The sequence below is a fragment of the Gordonia sp. LUNF6 genome (assembly GCF_047041125.1).
Lineage (GTDB): Bacteria > Actinomycetota > Actinomycetes > Mycobacteriales > Mycobacteriaceae > Gordonia > Gordonia sihwensis.
In genome coordinates this window covers 1,469,869-1,489,390 of sequence record NZ_CP178181.1, presented here as the reverse complement: position 1 = coordinate 1,489,390, position 19,522 = coordinate 1,469,869, and the positions used below count along the sequence as shown (strand labels likewise).

Genomic DNA, 19,522 nt, shown 5'->3' with positions numbered 1-19,522 from the left:
CACTGCGAACGAGCACGACCGAAGGAGGCGGGCAATGGGACTCGAAGAGCAACTCCCCGGCGGGTTCCTGCTGAGCACAGTCGAGAAGCTGGCGGGCTACATGCGCAAGGGGTCCCTGTGGCCCGCGACCTTCGGGCTGGCCTGCTGCGCGATCGAGATGATGGCCACCACAGCCGGCCGTTACGACCTCGCTCGCTTCGGCATGGAGGCCTTCCGAGCCTCTCCCCGGCAGGCCGATCTGATGATCGTGGCCGGACGCGTCAGCCAGAAGATGGCACCGGTTCTCCGCCAGATCTACGACCAGATGGCCGAGCCGAAGTGGGTCCTCGCGATGGGCGTCTGCGCGTCCTCCGGCGGGATGTTCAACAACTACGCGATCGTCCAGGGCGTCGACCACGTGGTGCCGGTCGACATCTACCTCCCCGGCTGCCCGCCGCGGCCGGAGATGCTGCTCAACGCGATCCTGATGCTCCACGAGCAGATTCAGCAGATGCCGCTCGGCGTCCACCGGGAGGAGGCGATCCGCGCCGCCGAGGCCGCCGCACTCTCCGCCCCGGCGACCATCGAGATGAAGGGACTGCTGCGATGAACGGCGAGGTGTCGCGGCCGCGGCCCGAGCACGAGGTGATCGGAGCACGACACGGCCTGTTCGGCGTCACCGGGACCGGCGACACATCGGGATACGGTCGCCTCGTCGCACCGATCACGCTGCCGGGCAACACGACCCGCCCCTTCGGCGGCTACTTCGACGAGATCCTCGACGAGTTGGAGACCGCGCTGGACCGCCGCGGCGTCCCGTTCGACGACGCCGTGGAGAAGACCGTCGTCGACCGCGGCGAGATGACGATCTTCGTGACCCGGGAGCACCTGCTGCCGGTCGCGGCCGCGCTGCGCGACGAGCCCGCCCTCCGCTTCGAACTGTGCCTCGGTGTCAGCGGGGTGCACTACCCCGACGAGGCCGGACGCGAACTCCACGCCGTGTACCCGCTGCGGTCGATCACCCACAACCGCCGTGTCCGGCTGGAGGTCGCGATACCCGACGCCGACCCGCACGTGGTCTCCCTGCTGCCGGTGTATCCGACCAACGACTGGCACGAGCGGGAGACGTACGACTTCTTCGGCATCGTCTTCGACGGACACCCGTCGCTGACCCGCATCGAGATGCCGGACGACTGGGAGGGCCACCCGCAACGCAAGGACTATCCGCTCGGCGGCATCCCGGTCGAGTACAAGGGTGCGACGATCGCGCCGCCCGATCAGCGGAGGCGGTACAACTGATGACCGGAGAATCCACGTTCACCGTCTCCGGCCGCGACTGGCAGGAGGTCGTCAGCGCGGTCCGCGAACGCGCGGCCGCCGCCCCCGACGACGAGCGGATCGTCGTCAACATGGGCCCGCAGCACCCGTCGACGCACGGGGTTCTTCGCCTGATCCTGGAGATCGACGGCGAGACCGTCACCGAGGCGCGGTGCGGAGTGGGTTACCTGCACACGGGAATCGAGAAGAACCTCGAGTACCGGACCTGGACGCAGGGGGTCACGTTCGTGACCCGGATGGACTATCTCTCGCCGTTCTTCAACGAGACCGCCTACTGCCTGGCGGTGGAGAAGCTGCTCGGCATCACCGACGACATCCCCGCGCGCGCGAGCGTGATCCGGGTGCTGCTCATGGAGCTCAATCGCATCGCCTCGCATCTGGTGGCTCTCGCGACCGGCGGCATGGAATTGGGCGCCGTGACGCCGATGTTCCTCGGCTTCGGCGCCCGCGAGACGATCCTCGACCTCTTCGAGGACATCACCGGACTGCGGATGAACCACGCGTTCATCCGTCCCGGCGGAGTGTCGCAGGACCTGCCCGACGGCGCCGAGGCGAAGATCGCCGCCGTCCTCGACGCGCTCGGCGCCCAGATCGGCGAGGTGGAGTCACTGCTCACCGACAACTACATCTGGAAGGCCCGGACCCAGGGCGTCGGCTACCTCGACCTCACCGGCGCCATGGCGCTCGGCGTCACCGGCCCGGTCCTCCGCGCCGCCGGACTACCGTACGACCTGCGTAGATCGGATCCGTACTGTGGCTACGAGAACTACGAGTTCGACGTCGTCACCGATACCGGCTGCGACGCCTACGGCCGCTACCTCATCCGCGTGGAGGAGATGAAGCAGTCCGTCCGGATCGCCCGGCAGTGCCTGGACGCCCTAGAGCCGGGACCGGTGATGGTGGCCGACCGCAAGCTGGCCTGGCCCGCCGACCTCGCCGTCGGCCCCGACGGTCTGGGCAACTCTCCCGAGCACATCGCCGAGATCATGGGGATGTCGATGGAAGCGCTGATCCATCACTTCAAGCTCGTGACCGAGGGGATGCGCGTGCCGTCCGGTCAGTGCTACGTCGCGATCGAGTCGCCACGCGGCGAGCTCGGTGTCCACATGGTCTCCGACGGCGGCACCCGGCCCTACCGCGTCCACTTCCGCGATCCGTCGTTCACCAATCTGCAGGCCGTGGCCGCGATGTGCGAGGGCGGCCTGGTGGCCGACGTGATCACCGCGGTCGCCAGCATCGATCCGGTGATGGGAGGCGTCGACCGATGAATGAACCCGTCCGCCTGGAGTTGTCGGCCGGTCCGCCGGTCTACTCGACCGGAGTCCCGCATCCGCCGGTGGAGTTCGCCGGTCCCGAGCACTATTCGGCCGAGGACACCGCGGCACTGGCCGACGACGCGGCCACGATCATCGGCCGCTACCCGCAGTCGCGCTCGGCGCTGCTTCCGCTGCTGCATCTGGTCCAGAGTCACGACGGCTACCTCACCCGAGCCGGGATCGCCTTCTGCGCGGAGCAGCTCGACCTGACCGCGGCGCAGGTGGCGTCGGTGGCGACCTTCTACTCGATGTACCGCCGCGCACCCACCGGCGACTACCTGGTCGGGATCTGCACCAACACGCTGTGCGCGGTGATGGGCGGCGATGCGATCGCCTCCCGGATCACCGATGAGCTCGGCGTCCGCCCCGGCGAGACCACCGCCGACGGGCGGGTCACCGTCGAGCACGTCGAGTGCAATGCGGCCTGCGACCACGCGCCGGTGGTGATGGTCAACTGGGAGTTCTTCGACGACCAGACTCCCGAATCGGTGCAACAGCTCCTCGACGATCTGCGCGCCGGCGTGCCGCGATCGCCGACGCGCGGATCGGACACACTGTGCACGTTCCGCCAGACGGCACGCCTGCTGGCCGGCGTGGAGGAGGCGCCGAAATGATCGCCGTGAGCCTGCCCTCGTCCACCCCGGAACCGGCCCGCGTTCCGATACTCAGCAGACACTGGGACGAGCCGGAGTCGTGGACGCTGCGCAGCTACATGGGCCAGAACGGGTATCAGGGGCTCAAGGCCGCGCTGCGACTGTCGCCCGACGAGGTGATCGAGCAGGTCAAGGCGTCCGGGCTCCGGGGCCGCGGCGGCGCGGGCTTCCCGGTCGGCACCAAATGGTCGTTCATCCCGCAGGGCCCGGCACCCGGCGGCGACGGGACACCGCACTACCTCGTGGTCAACGCCGACGAGTCGGAGCCGGGCACCTGCAAGGACATGCCGCTGCTCCTGGCCTCGCCGCACACGCTGGTGGAGGGGGTGATCATCGCGGCCTACGCGATCCGTGCCCACCATGCCTTCATCTACGTGCGCGGCGAGGTGGCCGGCGTGGTCCGCCGCCTGCGCACCGCCGTCGAGGAGGCCTACGACGCCGGGCTGCTGGGCCGCGACGTCCTCGGGTCGGGCTTCGCGCTCGACCTGGTGGTGCACGCCGGCGCGGGCGCCTACATCTGCGGTGAGGAGACCGCGCTCCTCGACTCACTGGAGGGCCGTCGCGGACAGCCGCGACTGCGGCCGCCGTTCCCCGCCGTCGCCGGGCTGTACGCCAGTCCGACCGTCGTGAACAACGTGGAATCGATCGCCAGCGTGCCGTCGATCATGCGCAACGGACCGGACTGGTTCCGCGAGTTCGGAACCGAGAAGTCGCCGGGCTTCACCATGTACTCCCTCTCCGGCCACGTCGCCCGGCCGGGCCAGTACGAGGCACCGCTCGGGATCACCCTGCGCGAGCTGCTGGCGCGGGCCGGCGGCGTGCGCGCCGGTCACGAGCTGAAGTTCTGGACGCCCGGCGGGTCGTCGACTCCGATGTTCACCGCCGAGCACCTCGACATCCCGCTCGATTACGAAGGAGTGGGGGCCGCGGGCTCCATGCTCGGAACCAAGGCGCTGCAGATCTTCGACGAGACGGTGTGCGTGGTCCGCGCCGTCCTGCGGTGGACGGAGTTCTACGCGCACGAATCCTGCGGGAAGTGCACCCCCTGCCGCGAGGGCACCTACTGGCTGGTGCAGCTGATGCGTCGCCTGGAGGCCGGCGACGCCACCGAAGCCGACCTCACCACGCTCACCGACGTCACCGACAGTGTGGTCGGCAAGTCGTTCTGCGCTCTGGGCGACGCCGCCGGTGCCCCGATCATGAGCTCGCTGACCCACTTCCGCGACGAGTACCTGGCGCACTTCCCGCACGACGGGCATCCGGGCGGCTGCCCGTTCGACCCCGAGAAGTCGACGGTCTTCGCGTCCGTGTCGCCCGAGTCCGAGGGAGGCGCGCGATGACCGCCGCGGCGACCGACCTGATCACCCTGACGATCGACGACGTCGAGGTCTCGGTCCCGAAGGGCACCCTCGTGATCCGCGCCGCGGAACTGATCGGCGTGGCGATTCCGCGCTTCTGCGACCACCCGTTGCTGGCGCCCGCCGGTGCCTGCCGGCAATGCCTCGTCGACGTGGAGGGCCAGCGCAAGCCGATGGCCTCGTGCACCATCGTCGCCACCGAGGGGATGGTGGTCCGCACCCAGCTCACCTCGGCCGACGCCCGCCGCGCCCAGGAGGGCGTGATGGAGCTGCTGCTCATCAACCACCCGCTCGACTGCCCCACGTGCGACAAGGGCGGCGAGTGTCCCCTGCAGAACCAGGCGATGTCGGCCGGACGGCCGCAGTCGCGCTACGGCGGCGTCAAACGGACGTTCACCAAACCGGTTCCGTTGTCGAGCGAGGTGTTGCTCGACCGCGAACGGTGCGTACTGTGCGCCCGGTGCACCCGCTTCTCCAACGAGATCGCGGGCGATCCGCTGATCGAGCTCGCCGAACGCGGCGCGTTGCAGCAGGTCAGCGCGTACGCCGACGAACCCTTCGAATCGTACTTCTCCGGCAACACCGTGCAGATCTGTCCGGTGGGAGCGTTGACGGGCACCGCGTATCGGTTCCGCTCGCGGCCCTTCGACCTGATCTCCTCGCCCAGCGTGTGCGAGCACTGCGCGGCCGGCTGCGCCCAGCGCACCGACCACCGGCGCGGCGAAGTGCTGCGACGGCTGGCCGGCGACGACCCCGAGGTGAACGAGGAGTGGAACTGCGACAAAGGCCGCTGGGCGTTCACCTACACCTCCCGGCCCGATCGCATCACCACACCGCTGGTGCGCGGCGACGACGGTGAGCTGCACCCGGCTCCGTGGTCGTACGCGCTCGCCGCCGCGGCGCGCGGCCTGAGTGCCGCGGGCAGTCGGACCGGAGTGCTCGTCGGCGGCCGCGCCACCGTGGAGGACGCCTACGCCTACGGCAAGTTCGCCCGCGTGGCGCTCGGCACCAACGACGTCGACTTCCGGATCCGCACCCACTCGGCGGAGGAGGATGACTTCCTCTCGGCACATGTGGCGGGCAGCGGGATCGGACTGACCTACGCCGAGCTCGAGCAGGCGTCGACGGTGGTCCTCGCCGGACTCGAACCGGAAGAGGAATGCCCGATCCTCTTCCTCCGCCTGCGCAAAGCGGTCCGGCGTCACGGTCAGGCGGTGCACACCGTCGCACCGTGGACCAGCCCCGGTGCCGCCAAGCTCGGCGGCTCCGTCCTGCAGTGCGTGCCGGGGCGAGAGGCCGCGGTGCTGCGCGGCCCCCGCGTGCACGAACTGCTCTCCGCACCCGGCGCGGCGCTCCTGATCGGGGAGCGCCTCGCCGGGTGTCCCGGTGCGCTGACCGCCGCAGCCGAGGTGGCCGCCGCCACCGGCGCCAGACTGGCCTGGGTGCCGAGAAGGGCGGGCGAACGCGGCGCCCTCGACGTCGGTGCGGCGCCCAACCTGCTTCCGGCCGGCCGGCCGCTCTCCTCCGAACGGGCCCGGCGCGACGTCGCAGCGATCTGGGGTGTTCAACCGCAGGCAGCACCCGGCCGCGACACCGCGCACATCTTGAGTGCGCTCACCACCGGAGACCTGTCGGCCGCGCTCGTCGGCGGCGTGGAACTCGGGGATCTGCCGAGTCCGTCGGCGGGCGATGCGGCACTCGCGGCCGCCGGTTTCGTGGTCAGTCTGGAACTTCGCCGCAGTTCGGTCACCGCACACGCCGACGTGGTGCTCCCGGTGGCCGCCGTGGCCGAGAAGCCGGGCACGTTCGTCGACTGGGAGGGGCGCCCGCGTCCCTTCGACGTGGCCCTGCCGCCGGCGCAGTCGAACGGAGCCGCGCTGCCGCTCTCGGATCACCGCGTGCTCCACGCGCTCGGGCGGGAGATGGGTTTCGACCTGCGGTGCGACGACCCGGGCACCATTCACCGCGAGTTCGCGGAGATCGGCGGCTGGACCGGCGAACGGCATCGGCCGGCGCCCGGACCGGCCGCCGAGCGCGGCGAGCCGCCGGCGCCGGAGGCGGGCCAGGCCGTGCTCGCGTCGTGGCGGATGCTCCTGGACTTCGGCCGCATGCAGGACGGAGAGCCGCATCTGGCGGGCACGGCACGGCCGGCCACCGTGCGGCTCTCGGCCGCCACCGCCGCGGAGATCGGCGCCGCCGACGGCGAGCGCGTCGTCGTCTCGACCGATCACGGGGCGATCGCCCTTCCCCTGACGGTCACGGATCTGCCCGACCGCGTGGTGTGGCTGCCGATGAACTCCCCCGGTTCGCGGGTCTGCCCGATACTCGAGGCGGAGCCGGGCGCGATCGTCACGATCGGGAGGGACGATCATGCCTGACCTGTCGAGCTTCGGACACGACGCCTGGTGGCTGATGCTGGGCAAGTCGGTCCTCATCTTCGTCTTCCTGGTTCTGACCGTGCTCGTCGCCATCCTCGCCGAACGCAAGATCATGGCGCGGATGCAGTATCGGATCGGCCCCAACCGGGTCGGCTGGCACGGGGCGCTGCAATCCCTGGCCGACGGTGTGAAGCTGGCACTCAAGGAAGGCCTCACCCCGTTCGGCGTGGACAAGGTGCTCTACCTCCTGGCGCCGATCATCTCGGTGGTCCCGGCCATCATGGCGTTCGCCGTGATCCCGATGGGACCCGAGGTGTCGGTGTTCGGTCATCACACACCGCTGCAGCTCACCGACCTGCCGGTCGGGGTCCTGTACGTGCTGGCGATGGCGTCGATCGGCGTGTACGGGATCGTCCTCGCCGGCTGGTCGTCGGGATCGACCTATCCGCTGCTGGGGGGACTCCGTTCCACCGCGCAGGTGATCTCCTACGAGATCGCGATGGGCCTGTCGTTCGCGGCGGTCTTCCTGCTCTCGCGCACGATGTCGACCTCGGAGATCGTCGCGGGCCAGGTCCACCACTGGTACGTGCTGCTGGTGCTGCCGTCGTTCGTCATCTACGCGATCTCGATGGTCGGTGAGACCAATCGCGCACCGTTCGACCTCCCCGAAGCGGAGGGCGAGCTCGTCGGCGGATTCCACACCGAGTACTCGTCGCTGAAGTTCGCGATGTTCATGCTCGCCGAGTACATCAACATGGCCACCGTGTCGGCGCTCGCGACAACGCTATTCCTGGGCGGCTGGCAGGCGCCGTGGCCCCTGTCGATCTGGGACGGCGCCAACTCGGGATGGTGGCCGCTGCTCTGGTTCGTGGGCAAGATGTGGGCCTTCCTGTTCGTCTTCTTCTGGCTCCGCACCACGCTTCCCCGACTGCGGTACGACCAGTTCATGGGTCTGGGATGGAAGGTCCTGATCCCGTTCGCCCTGGCCTGGGTGATGGTGGTCGCCGTGATCCGGGAGGCCACCCGTGACTCGTCCGAGTGGACGGCGGGGGTGATCCTGGCGGCCGCCGGTCTGGTCGTCGCGGCGGCGCTGCTGTTCACGATCGCGCGGGTGGTCGGCCGGCGTCCCGGGCCCGCGCCCGACCGTCCGGATCCCGCCGCCCCGTTCGATCCGATGGCGGGCGGGTTCCCCGTCCCGCCGCTGCCGGGCCAGGTGCTGCCCGATCCCATGCTTCCGCGCTCGACGTCCAAGGAGGCCCCTCATGTCTGATTCCAGACTCCCCGACGCTCTCGCCGGCTTCGGCGTCACCTTCTCCGGCATGTTCCGCAAGACGATCACCGAACAGTATCCGGAGCAGAAGGAACCGACCGCCCGGCGCTACCACGGCAGACACCAGCTCAACCGGTACGCCGACGGACTGGAGAAGTGCATCGGCTGTGAACTCTGCGCGTGGGCGTGTCCCGCCGACGCGATCTACGTCGAGGGCGCCGACAACACCGACGACGAGCGTTACTCTCCCGGTGAGCGCTACGGGCGCGTGTACCAGATCAACTACCTGCGCTGCATCGGATGCGGACTGTGCATCGAGGCCTGCCCCACCCGCGCGCTGACCATGACCAACGAGTACGAGATGGCCGCGCCGACGCGCGCCGGAATGATCTACGAGAAGGACCAGCTGCTGGCTCCGATGGAACCGGGGATGAGGCCCACGCCGCACCCGATGGCCGAGGGAACCCGCGCGGAGAACTACTATCGCGGCGACGTGGGGCCCGACGCATGACGTCGATGCTGGCCGAGGAACTCGTCCGTACCTCCGGCACCGAGGCCGTCACCTTCTGGGTGCTCGGCGCGGTGGTGGTGATCGGGGCGCTCGGGGTGGTGCTGAGTCCCAAAGCCGTCTATTCGGCCGTCTTCCTCGCGATGACCATGATCGTGCTGGCGGTCTTCTACGTGATGCAGGGCGCTCTCTTCCTCGGTGTGGTGCAGGTGGTGGTCTACACCGGCGCGGTGATGATGCTGTTCCTGTTCGTGCTGATGCTGATCGGAATCGACTCCTCGGAGTCGCTGGTGGAGACCATCCGGGGCCAGCGATTCGCGGCCGCGGGGCTCGGCCTGGGCTTCGCCGTTCTGCTGATCGCCGCGATCGGCACCGCCTCGCTGGCGACCTTCGCCGGCGCCCCCGATCACAGCCACTCCGCCGCGCCCGGCGGCGGCAACGAGAACATCCGCGCGCTCGCCGAACTGATCTTCGGCCGCTATCTGTGGGCCTTCGAGCTCACCGGCGCACTCCTGATCACCGCCACCCTCGGAGCGATGGTCCTGGCGCACCGCGAGCGCTTCGGTCCGCGCCGCGGGCAGCGCGAGCGGTCGGTGGAGCGCTTCAAGAACGGCGGTCACGTCACACCGCTGCCTCCGCCCGGCGTGTACGCGCGGCACAACGCCGTCGACGTTCCGGCGCGCGAGCCGGACGGATCGCCGTCGAAGCTGTCGGTGAACGCGACGATCACCGCGCGGGAGATCGACGCCGCGCGGGAGGCGGAGTCCGATCCGGCGCTGGAGGACCGATGACGTTGGAGGAACGCCGATGAACCCGGCCAACTACCTGTATCTCTCGGCGCTGCTGTTCGCGATCGGCGCCTCGGGCGTCCTGCTTCGACGCAACGCGATCGTGGTGTTCATGTGCATCGAGTTGATGCTCAATGCGGGCAACCTCTCGTTCGTCACCTTCGCCCGCATGCACGGCAGCCTCGACGGTCAGGTGATCGCCTTCTTCACGATGGTCGTCGCCGCCGCCGAGGTGGTGGTGGGACTGGCGATCATCATGATGATCTTCCGTACCCGCAGGTCGGCCTCGGTCGACGACGCCGACCTGTTGAGGCGGTGAACCGATGAGCCACGATCTCACCAGCGCCCTGCTCTGGCTGATCCCCGGACTGCCCGCCCTCGGCGCGGCCGTCCTGCTGATCGCCGGCCGCCGCACCGACCGCTGGGGCCACCTCGCCGCCACCGCGCTGGTGACGGTGTCGGCGGTGCTCGGAATCGCGATGTGGATCGGCATGATCGGGCGCGACGGCGGGGCCCGCACAGTGACCAGCGGAAGCTACCGGTGGATCACCGCCGGTGATTTCAGCGTCGACGCCGCGCTGCGCCTGGACCAGCTGTCGATGTGCTTCGTGCTGCTGATCACCGTCGTCGGCGCGCTGATCCACGTCTACTCGATCGGCTACATGAGTCACGACCCCGACCGCCGCCGGTTCTTCGCATACCTCAACCTGTTCGTCGCGGCGATGCTGATCCTCGTGCTCGCCGACAGCTACCTCGGGCTGTATCTGGGCTGGGAGGGCGTCGGTCTGGCGTCGTACCTGCTGATCGGCTTCTGGCAGCACAAGCCGAGTGCCGCGACGGCGGCCAAGAAGGCCTTCGTGATGAATCGGGTGGGCGACATCGGCATGGTGATCGCGCTGGCCGTCATGTTCGCGACCTTCGGCTCGGTGAGCTTCGACGGTGTCTTCGGCTCGGCGGCCACCGCGAGTGAGGCGACGCTGACGGCGATCTGCTTCATGCTGCTGCTCGGCGCGTGCGCGAAGTCGGCGCAGGTGCCGCTGCAGGCCTGGCTCGGCGACGCGATGGAGGGCCCCACCCCGGTCTCGGCGCTGATCCACGCGGCGACCATGGTGACCGCGGGCGTCTACCTGATCACCCGGTCGGCGCCGCTGTTCGATCTGGCTCCGCACGCGCAGACCGCCGTCGTGGTCGTCGGCGCGGTGACCCTTCTCTTCGGCGCGATCATCGGCTGCGCCAAGGACGACATCAAGAAGGCGCTCGCCGCCTCCACCATGAGTCAGATCGGCTACATGGTCCTCGCCGCCGGACTCGGGCCCGCCGGGTACGCCTTCGCGATCCTGCATCTGCTCACCCACGGATTCTTCAAGGCCGGACTGTTCCTCGGGTCCGGCTCGGTGATGCACGCGATGAACGACGAGACCGACATGCGGCGCTTCGGAGGGCTCCGGGCCGCCATGCCGATCACGTTCGTCACGTTCGGGTTCGGCTACCTCGCGATCATCGGCGTCCCGCCGTTCGCGGGCTTCTACTCCAAAGACCACATCATCGAGGCCGCTTTCGGTGACGGCGGTGTTCGCGGATGGCTGCTGGGCGGGGTGGCCGTCGTCGGCGCGGGAGTCACCGCCTTCTACATGACGCGCGTGATGGTTCTGACCTTCCTCGGCGAGAAGCGGTGGGCACCCGACGCCAAGCCGCATGAGGCGCCGCGGTCGATGACCGGGCCGATGATCGTGCTGGCGGCCGGCTCCCTGCTCTCGGGCGGTCTGCTCGCGATCGGCGGCTCGCTCGCCGACTTCCTCGCGCCGGTGGTCGGCGCCGTCCCCGAGGAGAGCGGTCCGCTGCCCGCCTGGTCCGTGACCGTGATCGTGCTGGCCGTAGTGGTGGTCGGCGCGGCGATCGCCTGGCGTCAGTACGGGCGGGGTGATGTCCCGGAGACGGCACCGGCCGACGTCTCGGGTCTCACCGTCGCGGCGCGCGCCGACCTGTACGGCGACGCCTTCAACGAACGGGTCTTCGCGATCCCCGGTGCCCGGCTCACCGCCGGGCTGGTACGGGCGGAGGACCGTGGTCTCGGCGCGGTGCCCGCGGGGGTCGGAGCCGGCGTCACCGGACTGTCGGTCCTGGCCAGGCGCGGACAGAACGGCTTCGTCCGGTCGTATGCCCTTTCGATACTCGCGGGCACCGTCGCGGTGGCCGCCCTGACCCTGGTGGTGAGCGCGCTGTGACGAACTCCGGAACCGTTCCGTGGCTCACCGTGCTGTGGCTGCTGCCCGCGGTGGCCTCGCTCGTGGTGATGCTCCTGCCCGCCGGCCGGGCCGCCGACGCCCGCCGGGTCTCGCTCGGGGCGTCGCTGCTCACCCTCGGCTGGGCGGTCGTCGTCGCCACCCGATTCTCGTCCGGCACCGGCGGCTACCAACTCACCGAGGACGTCAGCTGGATCCCGGCGTTCGGCGCCCACTACAGCCTCGCGCTGGACGGGGTCGGGCTGGCGCTGATCCTGTTGACGGCGGTGCTGACACCGATCCTGCTGCTCGCCGGATGGCGCGACGTGAGCGATGCCGGCAATCGCCGGGTGCACATCTACGTGGCGCTGATGCTCGCGGTCGAGTCGATGGTGCTGATGAGCTTCGTCGCGACCGATGTACTGCTGTTCTACATCTTCTTCGAGGCGATGCTGGTGCCGATGTACTTCCTCATCGGCGGTTTCGGCGCCGCTGACGAGGGACGCCGGTCGCGGGCGGCCGTCGAGTTCCTGCTCTACAACCTCTTCGGCGGGTTGATCATGCTGGCGGCGGTGATCGGGCTGTACGTGGTGAGCTCCCGGTCGGGTCTCGGTCCGGACGGGGCCGGGACATTCAGCTTCTCCGACCTCGCCGCGGCCGCGTCCGCCGGTGGCCTCGACGCCTCCCAGGCGACGCTCGACCTGCTCTTCCTCGGATTCTTCTTCGCCTTCGCGGTCAAGGCACCGCTGTGGCCCGTGCACACCTGGTTGCCGGACGCGGCGGTGTCGACCACGCCCGCGGCCGCGGTGATGATGATGGCCGTCATGGACAAGGTCGGCACCTTCGCGATGCTGCGGTTCTGCATCGGTCTCTTCCCCGACGCGTCGGCCCGGTTCGCACCGTGGATCTCCGCGCTCGCCGTCGTCAGCATCGTCTACGGAGCGCTGTGCGCCATCGGGCAGCGCGACGTGATGCGCCTGATCTCGTACACCTCCATCTCACACTTCGGGTTCATCGTCCTCGGCGTCTTCGCCCTCACCGGGCAGGGACAGTCCGGCTCGGCGCTGTACATGGTCAACCACGGTCTCTCGACGGCCGCGCTGTTCCTGGTGGCGGGATTCCTGGTGAGCCAGCGGGGCAGCTCGCTGATCGCCGATTACGGCGGGGTGCAGAAGCTCGCCCCGATGCTGGCAGGCACGTTCCTGGTGGCCGGTCTGGCGACTCTCTCCCTTCCTGGACTGGCGCCGTTCGTGAGTGAGTTCCTGGTCCTCATCGGCACCTTCACGCGGTATCCCGTCGCCGCGATCGTCGCCGCGTCGGCCCTGGTGCTGTCGGCGGTCTACATCCTGTGGACGTATCAGCGCATGATGGGCGGACCCGAACGGCTCAGCGCCACGGTCGACGCCGGAGCGCAGGTGCCGATACGGGATCTCGATCTGCGGCAGAAGGCGGTCGTCGCGCCGTTGATCGTCGGACTGCTGGTGCTCGGTTTCTTCCCGCGGCTGGTGCTGGACTACATCGATCCGGCGGTGTCCCCGGCCCCGATCAGCACCCCGGCCGTCAGTGCCGGTGAAGGAGGTCATCGATGACCCTCGCGAGTGCTCTCGACGCTCACAGCATCGACTACTTCCGGCTCTCCCCCATGCTGATCGTCTTCGGCGCCGGAGTGATCGCGGTCCTGGTGGAGGCCTTCGCTCCGAAGCAGCGGCGCTACCGTGCCCAGCTGTGGATGGCCGGAGGCGCCCTGGTGGCGGCCTTCGTGGCGCTGATGTTCGTCACCGCGTCCTTCATGGCGGACGGCGCCTCGGTGGCGATGTCCGGTGCCGTGGTGATCGACGGTCCGGCGCTGCTGCTGCAAGGTGCGGTGCTGGTGGTCTCGCTGGGCTCGATCGCGGTGATGGGCGAGCGCCGGCTCGACCGGGTGTGGGCGCCGCTGGAGGTGCGCACCGCGGCGGGCGAGCGCATCGCGGTCGGCGGGTCGAGCGGCGACGCCGCCGACGCCGATCTCCCCGCCGACGCCTTCACTCCCTCCGGCGCCACCGTTCCCGGCTCCCCCGACGAACTCGTCGCCGGGCGCGCGGGGGCGATCACCACAGAGGTCTACCCGCTCGCACTGCTCGCCGTCGGCGGAATGATGCTGTTCGGTGCGTGCGGCGATCTGCTCACCATGTTCATCGCGCTCGAGGTGCTGTCGCTCCCGCTGTACCTGCTGTGCGGACTCGCACGGCGACGCCGGCTGCTGTCGCAGGAGGCATCGCTCAAGTACTTCCTGCTGGGTGCGTTCTCGTCGGCGATCTTCCTGTTCGGCGCCTCGTTCGCCTACGGCGCGACGGGATCGCTGTCGCTGTCGGCCATCGGCGACGCCGTCGCGGGCGGTGAGCTCGAACCGGCCGCCGACCGCACGCTCGCGGTGCTCGCGGTGACCCTGCTCGCCGTCGGACTGCTCTTCAAGGTCGGCGCGGTGCCGTTCGGCTCGTGGGTACCCGACGTCTACCAGGGCGCTCCGACTCCGGTCACCGCGCTGATGGCCTCCGCGACCAAAGTGGCGGCGTTCGGCGCACTGCTGCGGGTGCTGCACGTATCGTTCGGCGCGCTGGAGCCGCAGTGGCGGCCCGCCCTGTGGGCGGTCGCGATTCTCACGATGGTGGTCGCGACGCTCATGGCCGTCACCCAGGGCGACCTGAAGCGCATGCTCGCCTACTCCTCGGTGAGCCACGTCGGTTTTGCACTGGTCGGGGCGATCACGATGTCGAAGGACGGCGTGGCCGCCACGCTGTTCTACGTCTGCGCCTACGCGTTGTCTGCATTCGGTGCTTTCGCGCTGCTGTCGGTGGTCCGCGACGGCGCCGGGCGCGAGAGCACCGAGATCGCCGCGTGGGCCGGGCTCGGCCGCAGGCGACCCCTGGTCGGGGCGATGATGTCGCTGTTTCTGCTCTCATTCGCCGGCATCCCGCTCACCAGCGGATTCATCGCCAAGTTCGCGGTCTTCAGCGCGGCCGGCGACGACGGCGCCTGGCCGCTGGTCATCGTCGGCGTCCTCTGCAGCGCCGTCGCCGCGTACTTCTACATCCGGGTCATCGTCGCGATGTTCTTCTCCGATCCCCCGCAGGATGCTCCCGAGGTGGTCACTCCGAGTCTGCTGACCTCGGTGCCGATCGCGCTGTCGGCGGCGCTGACCCTCGTGCTGGGTCTGTTCCCCCAGTGGCTACTCGACCTCGCGACCTCCGCCGCCGCCTTCTACCGAGGCTGACTCAGCGCCGCCGAAGGCCGTCGCACCGGTGCCACTGACTGCGAGCTCGATCCGCTTCCTCAGGTCGTCGGAGCCGAGATCGTCGAGGTCGTCGAGACGTCGCCACATCACCTCGGTCAGTTCGCCGTCGGACGGTACTGGGTCGCCCGACCGCCAGCGGCAGCGGAACGTCAGATCGAGGTAGTCCACCTGGTCGCCGTTCACGTGCGTGCGCCGGGGCAACTGGTGCACCCACGCCAGCCGCTCCACCTCGATGTCGACTCCCGCCTCCTCCAACGCCTCCCGCCGCGCGGCCGTCGCGGGTTCCTCACCGGGATCGACGATCCCGGTGATGGGCGCCAGCGCGCCGTTGTCCGACCGACGTCCCAGCAGAACCCGTACTTCGTTCGCGTCCTCCCGCAGGATCACGGCGGTCACACCGATCAGCACCAGCGGGTCATGACCGATGTGCTCGCGCAGCTTCAGGACGTACTCGGGGGTCGGCATGAGCGTCAGGCTACGCGGGCTCGATTCCCTTCTCCGCGGCGATCGCGTCGATCCGCTGCGCCAGCGCGACGTCGAAGGAGGTCAGCTGACCGACGCTGTGCGTCACCAGCCGGAAGGCCACCGCCGGATACCGCAGGTCGACGTCGGGGTGATGACCGGCCTCCTCGGCCGCCGCCACCACGGCGGTCACCATCTCCAGACCGCGGACCATGTTGCCCGGCCGGTACTCGGCCACGAGCATCCCGTCGTCGACGGTCCAGGCATCGGGGGTCTGGGCGAGCGCCTCCGCCCGGGTCACGGGCTCCGGTTTCTGCGTCATGATTCATCCTCCTGTCACCGGTGACACGTCGACGCAGGGCACCGGACGCGGATGCGCCGGATCCAGGGCGTTGAGTACCAGCGCCGCGCTGCGTCTGTTCGACGTGATCGACATGTGGTCGGAACGGTCGCGGGAGCAACCGTCCTGTACGACGATGTTGCGCACCCGGGTGCCGGGCGGACCGTCGAGCAGCCCGGCGGTGTACGGCGTCACGATCTCATCGTCGCGGGTCACGATGTTGGTGTAGGCGACGCCGGGCAGATACGGCGTCGGCTCGCGGACGGCTCTGTTGAAATCGAGATCCTTCGGCGGCGACGAACACTCCGGGCAGGCCGGCCGGACGGGTTCGGCGATGCCGAGGCTCCGGCGGAACGACGCGATCGCCTCACCGCGCGCATCGTCGTCGTCGGGGCCCTGCCGCCAGTACGGCGCCAGGGAGACGTAGTGCGCCACCTCTCCCCGGCCGCCGAGGTACTTCATCCAGTACGTGGGGATCTCGGTGCCAAGCGAGTGCCCGACCAGATCCACCTGGTCCGCGCCGGTGGCGGCCCGCACGCGGTCGATGAATCGCTTGACGTCCCAAGCACTGTCGAGCTTGGGACCGAGGCCCCCGAGCGCGGAGACCGGCCAGACTCGCGCGAGCGCACCGTAGGTCGGGGCGAAGACGCAGTAGCCGTCGTTCTTGAGTACCGGAGCCAGTGTGGCCCAATTGGTCTGGCGGCCGCCGCCGCTGCCGTGCAGCAGCACCACCGGGTGCGGGTGACGCGGCGTCGGTCGGCACGAGAAGTCGTTGGTGCCCGGCAGCGAGCCGCCGGGGTTCGCCAGCTCGGCGCGGATTCCGGCGAGGAAGTCGTACGGGACCGGCAGCCGGGCCGGAGCCGCGGTCGCGGTTCCGGGGACACAGGCCAGCGCGACGAGGAGAATCACCAGTGAAAGCCGCGCCGCCACCGTCTCAACTCCTCGCGGCGGCCAGGTAGTCGTCTTGGAAGATGCCCATCCGCGTGGCGTCCCGGTAGGCGCCGTCGGCGAAGAACTCTCGGCGCAGCACCCCCTCGACGACGAACCCCGCCTTCTCGTACACGTGGATGGCCGCGGCGTTTTCGGTGTCCACCAGCAGGTACACCTTGTGCAGGTTGAGCGAGCGGAATGCGAAGTCGAGCGCCGCGCGCGTCGCCGCGCCGGCGTATCCGCGTCCCTGCTCGCCGGGCGCGATGATGATCTGGAATTCGCAGTTGCGGTGCACCTGGTCGATGTACACCAACTCGACCAGCCCCACCCGGCGTCCGGCGGCGTCGACGATGAAGCGGCGCTCACGGTCTCCGCACCGCTGCTGCCGGACGAATGTCTCCTCGAGGTCGGTGATGGTCACGTGCGCCGGCTCGAACCAGTAGCGCATCACCTCGGGATCGTTGAAAAGGCCGTGGACGAACTGCAGATCGGCCCGTTCCAGCGCCCGGAGCCTCGGCGCTGCGAAGGTCTCCGGAGTCGTAGCGTCACCCATGTCTGAGACCCTACTGCGACGCGGCCCGGCGCGGGAGTGCCGGATGCCCGACTCAGGGTGTCCGGGTCAGATGTCGTCGAACGACCCGCCGCGTCCCCTGCCCGCCGCGAAACGCTGCGCGCCGCCGACACCGTCCGCACGCAGCGAGGTCATGCCGATCGCGAACTCCCGGCGCAGCGCGGCCTCCTCGGAGTCCGCCCATTGTGCGCGGGCCGAGCGACGGTCGCCGCGCATGCAGGTGGCGGGCATGCGCGCGATGTCGTGGGCGAGCGCAACCGCCGCCTCGCGTGCGGTCCCCGCCGGGACCACGCGGTTCACCAGACCGAACGTCAGCGCCTCCGCGGCGTCGACGGGACGGCCGGTCAGGATGAGGTCCATCGCACGGCTGTGTCCGATCAGGCGCGGCAGGCGGACCGTTCCGCCGTCGATCAGCGGTACGCCCCACCGGCGGCAGAACACGCCGAACGTGGCGTCCTCGTCGGCGACCCGGAGATCGCACCACAGTGCCAGTTCCAGCCCGCCGGCCACCGCGTGCCCGTTGATCGCGGCGACGACCGGCTTGTCGAGGTCCATCCTGGTCGGTCCCATCGGGCCGTCTCCGTCCGGCGTCAGCACATTGGTGCGCTCGGTGCCGACGGCCTTGAGATCGGCACCGGCGCAGAACGACGGACCGTCGCCCGCCAGCACCGCCACCCGGGCCTCGGAGGCCTCGAATTCGCGGAAGGCGGCCGCGAGTTCGCGCGCCATGCCGGCGTCGACCGCGTTGTGCCGTTCCGGCCGGGCCATGATCACCACCGTCACGTCGCCGCCGCGCTCCACCCTGACGTCGTTCATCACTGCACTCCTTCGCCGGAAACCCCGATCTTTTGGGGAGTTCGGCGTTCTGTCAAGGCGACCGCGTGACAGGCTGGCCGATATGCGTGATGTCGTCATCTGTGAACCCCTCCGCACTCCGATCGGCAGGTACGGCGGTGCGCTGAGATCGCTGTCGGCGGCCCAGCTGGGCGAGATCGCGCTCCGCGGACTGATCGAGCGCACGGGTCTGGACCCGGAAGCCGTCGACGACGTGGTGCTCGGCAACGTGTACCCCACCAGCGAGGCACCCGCCATCGGACGCGTGGTCGCACTCGACGCCGGACTGCCCGTGACGGTGCCCGGCGCGCAGGTGGACCGCCGCTGCGGTTCCGGTCTGTACTCGGTGATCATGGCCGCCATGCAGGTGGCCACCGGCGCGTGCGGCCTGGCCGTCGCCGGCGGAACCGAGTCGATGAGCAACGTCCCCTTCTACAGCACCGACATGCGCTGGGGCGTGCGCGGGCCTGGTGTGATGCTGCACGACGGCTTGGCGCGCGGGCGTGTGACCGCGGGCGGGCGCCATCACCCGGTCCCCGGCGGCATGCTCGAGACCGCTGAGAATCTCCGCGAGCGGTACGGGATCTCCCGCACCGACCAGGACGCCCTCGCCGTCGAATCGCATCGGCGAGCGGTGGAGGCACAGCGGTCCGGCGTGTTCGCCGAGGAGATCGTGCCCGTCACGGTTCCCTCGAAGGAGGGCGACATCGTCGTCGACTCCGACGAACATCCCCGTGCCGATACGACGATGGAGACCCTCGGGCGGCTCCGGCCCATCCTGGCCGCCTCCGACCCCGACGCGACGGTCACCGCGGGCAATGCCAGCGGGCAGAACGACGCGGCGGCGGTCTGTCTGGTGACGCACCCCGAGCGGGCGCAGGAGCTGGGTCTCGAGCCGATCGCACGCCTGGTCTCGTGGTCCGTCGCCGGAGTGGACCCGGCCTACATGGGCATCGGACCGGTTCCCGCGACCGGCGCCGCCCTCGCCCGCGCGGGTCTGTCCCTCGCCGATATGGATCTGATCGAACTGAACGAGGCCTTCGCCGCCCAGGCTCTCGCCTGCACTCGCGAGCTGGGTCTGGGAGCCGACGATGCCGCTCGGATCAACGTCCACGGTTCGGGCATCTCGCTGGGGCATCCCGTCGGCGCCACCGGGACCCGGATGCTCGGCACGCTCGCCCGCGAGCTGCGCCGCCGCGACGCCCTGTACGGTCTGGCCACCATGTGCATCGGCGGAGGTCAGGGGCTCGCAGCGATCATCCAGCGCGTCTGAGGGCTACCGGCCGATGTCGCCCGCGTTACCC

Annotated in this window: 17 protein-coding genes and 1 pseudogene; 13 read left to right on the top strand and 5 right to left on the bottom strand. The window is 69.7% G+C overall.

The genetic code is table 11. The features are described 5' to 3' along the window. The first annotated feature begins 34 nt into the window (after positions 1-34). The 12 genes and pseudogenes from ACK8HH_RS06930 (at position 35) to nuoN (ending at position 15,060) form a co-directional block, all read left to right on the top strand. Positions 35-589 carry a NuoB/complex I 20 kDa subunit family protein gene (locus tag ACK8HH_RS06930; RefSeq protein WP_006896579.1) on the top strand — a complete coding sequence of 185 codons (555 nt, stop codon included), beginning with the start codon at positions 35-37 and terminating at the stop codon, positions 587-589. Further along, positions 586-1,278, top strand: a complete 693-nt coding sequence (locus ACK8HH_RS06925) for an NADH-quinone oxidoreductase subunit C (RefSeq protein ID WP_045539934.1) — start codon at positions 586-588, stop codon at positions 1,276-1,278. Before ACK8HH_RS06930 ends, ACK8HH_RS06925 begins: the two co-directional genes overlap by 4 nt. Beyond that, positions 1,278-2,585: an NADH dehydrogenase (quinone) subunit D gene (gene nuoD, locus ACK8HH_RS06920; RefSeq protein ID WP_045539936.1), complete on the top strand. Its 1,308-nt coding sequence runs from the start codon at positions 1,278-1,280 to the stop codon at positions 2,583-2,585. The genes ACK8HH_RS06925 and nuoD overlap by 1 nt, the downstream gene beginning before the upstream one ends. After that, positions 2,582-4,626, top strand: a pseudogene (gene nuoF, locus ACK8HH_RS06915) (NADH-quinone oxidoreductase subunit NuoF). Before nuoD ends, nuoF begins: the two are co-directional and overlap by 4 nt. Then, positions 4,623-7,022: an NADH-quinone oxidoreductase subunit G gene (locus tag ACK8HH_RS06910; RefSeq protein WP_006896574.1), complete on the top strand. Its 2,400-nt coding sequence runs from the start codon at positions 4,623-4,625 to the stop codon at positions 7,020-7,022. The pseudogene nuoF and the gene ACK8HH_RS06910 overlap by 4 nt, the downstream one beginning before the upstream one ends. Beyond that, complete coding sequence (gene nuoH, locus ACK8HH_RS06905; RefSeq protein WP_006896573.1) at positions 7,015-8,292, top strand: NADH-quinone oxidoreductase subunit NuoH; 1,278 nt, start codon at positions 7,015-7,017, stop codon at positions 8,290-8,292. The genes ACK8HH_RS06910 and nuoH overlap by 8 nt, the downstream gene beginning before the upstream one ends. After that, entirely contained in the window at positions 8,285-8,803 is a 519-nt protein-coding gene (gene nuoI, locus ACK8HH_RS06900; RefSeq protein WP_006896572.1) for an NADH-quinone oxidoreductase subunit NuoI, read from the top strand. The genes nuoH and nuoI overlap by 8 nt, the downstream gene beginning before the upstream one ends. Then, positions 8,800-9,591 carry an NADH-quinone oxidoreductase subunit J gene (locus ACK8HH_RS06895; protein WP_062367591.1) on the top strand — a complete coding sequence of 264 codons (792 nt, stop codon included), beginning with the start codon at positions 8,800-8,802 and terminating at the stop codon, positions 9,589-9,591. The genes nuoI and ACK8HH_RS06895 overlap by 4 nt, the downstream gene beginning before the upstream one ends. A gap of 16 nt (positions 9,592-9,607) precedes the next feature. Next, positions 9,608-9,907 (top strand): NADH-quinone oxidoreductase subunit NuoK, encoded by a 300-nt coding sequence (gene nuoK, locus ACK8HH_RS06890; protein ID WP_006896570.1) that lies wholly within the window; start codon positions 9,608-9,610, stop codon positions 9,905-9,907. A 4-nt stretch (positions 9,908-9,911) separates the two neighbouring features. Further along, a complete protein-coding gene (gene nuoL, locus ACK8HH_RS06885; RefSeq protein ID WP_278126996.1) occupies positions 9,912-11,813 on the top strand; it encodes an NADH-quinone oxidoreductase subunit L in 1,902 nt (633 codons plus the stop codon). Then, positions 11,810-13,399 carry an NADH-quinone oxidoreductase subunit M gene (locus ACK8HH_RS06880; RefSeq protein WP_412475644.1) on the top strand — a complete coding sequence of 530 codons (1,590 nt, stop codon included), beginning with the start codon at positions 11,810-11,812 and terminating at the stop codon, positions 13,397-13,399. The genes nuoL and ACK8HH_RS06880 overlap by 4 nt, the downstream gene beginning before the upstream one ends. Beyond that, positions 13,396-15,060: an NADH-quinone oxidoreductase subunit NuoN gene (gene nuoN / locus ACK8HH_RS06875; protein ID WP_278126992.1), complete on the top strand. Its 1,665-nt coding sequence runs from the start codon at positions 13,396-13,398 to the stop codon at positions 15,058-15,060. The genes ACK8HH_RS06880 and nuoN overlap by 4 nt, the downstream gene beginning before the upstream one ends. Here the strand turns inward: nuoN and ACK8HH_RS06870 are convergent. The 5 genes from ACK8HH_RS06870 to ACK8HH_RS06850 form a co-directional block, all read right to left on the bottom strand. Further along, positions 15,016-15,546, bottom strand: coding sequence for an NUDIX hydrolase (locus ACK8HH_RS06870; RefSeq protein WP_278126990.1), 531 nt, complete (start codon positions 15,544-15,546; stop codon positions 15,016-15,018). The two genes, nuoN and ACK8HH_RS06870, sit on opposite strands and share 45 nt — an antisense overlap. 10 nt (positions 15,547-15,556) lie before the next feature. Continuing rightward, positions 15,557-15,865, bottom strand: coding sequence for a 4a-hydroxytetrahydrobiopterin dehydratase (locus ACK8HH_RS06865; protein WP_278126989.1), 309 nt, complete (start codon positions 15,863-15,865; stop codon positions 15,557-15,559). A gap of 3 nt (positions 15,866-15,868) precedes the next feature. Next, the gene (locus tag ACK8HH_RS06860; RefSeq protein ID WP_375002194.1) at positions 15,869-16,813 is read right to left on the bottom strand and encodes an esterase/lipase family protein; all 945 of its coding nucleotides are present in this window, start codon (positions 16,811-16,813) and stop codon (positions 15,869-15,871) included. 4 nt (positions 16,814-16,817) lie between these two features. Beyond that, a complete protein-coding gene (locus ACK8HH_RS06855) occupies positions 16,818-17,366 on the bottom strand; it encodes a GNAT family N-acetyltransferase (protein WP_062367587.1) in 549 nt (182 codons plus the stop codon). 66 nt (positions 17,367-17,432) lie between these two features. Continuing rightward, positions 17,433-18,200, bottom strand: a complete 768-nt coding sequence (locus ACK8HH_RS06850) for a crotonase/enoyl-CoA hydratase family protein (protein ID WP_278126986.1) — start codon at positions 18,198-18,200, stop codon at positions 17,433-17,435. Positions 18,201-18,282: 82 nt separating this feature from the next. Between ACK8HH_RS06850 and ACK8HH_RS06845 the strand changes: the two genes are divergently transcribed. After that, positions 18,283-19,491 carry an acetyl-CoA C-acetyltransferase gene (locus tag ACK8HH_RS06845; RefSeq protein ID WP_278126985.1) on the top strand — a complete coding sequence of 403 codons (1,209 nt, stop codon included), beginning with the start codon at positions 18,283-18,285 and terminating at the stop codon, positions 19,489-19,491. Positions 19,492-19,522: the final 31 nt, after the last annotated feature.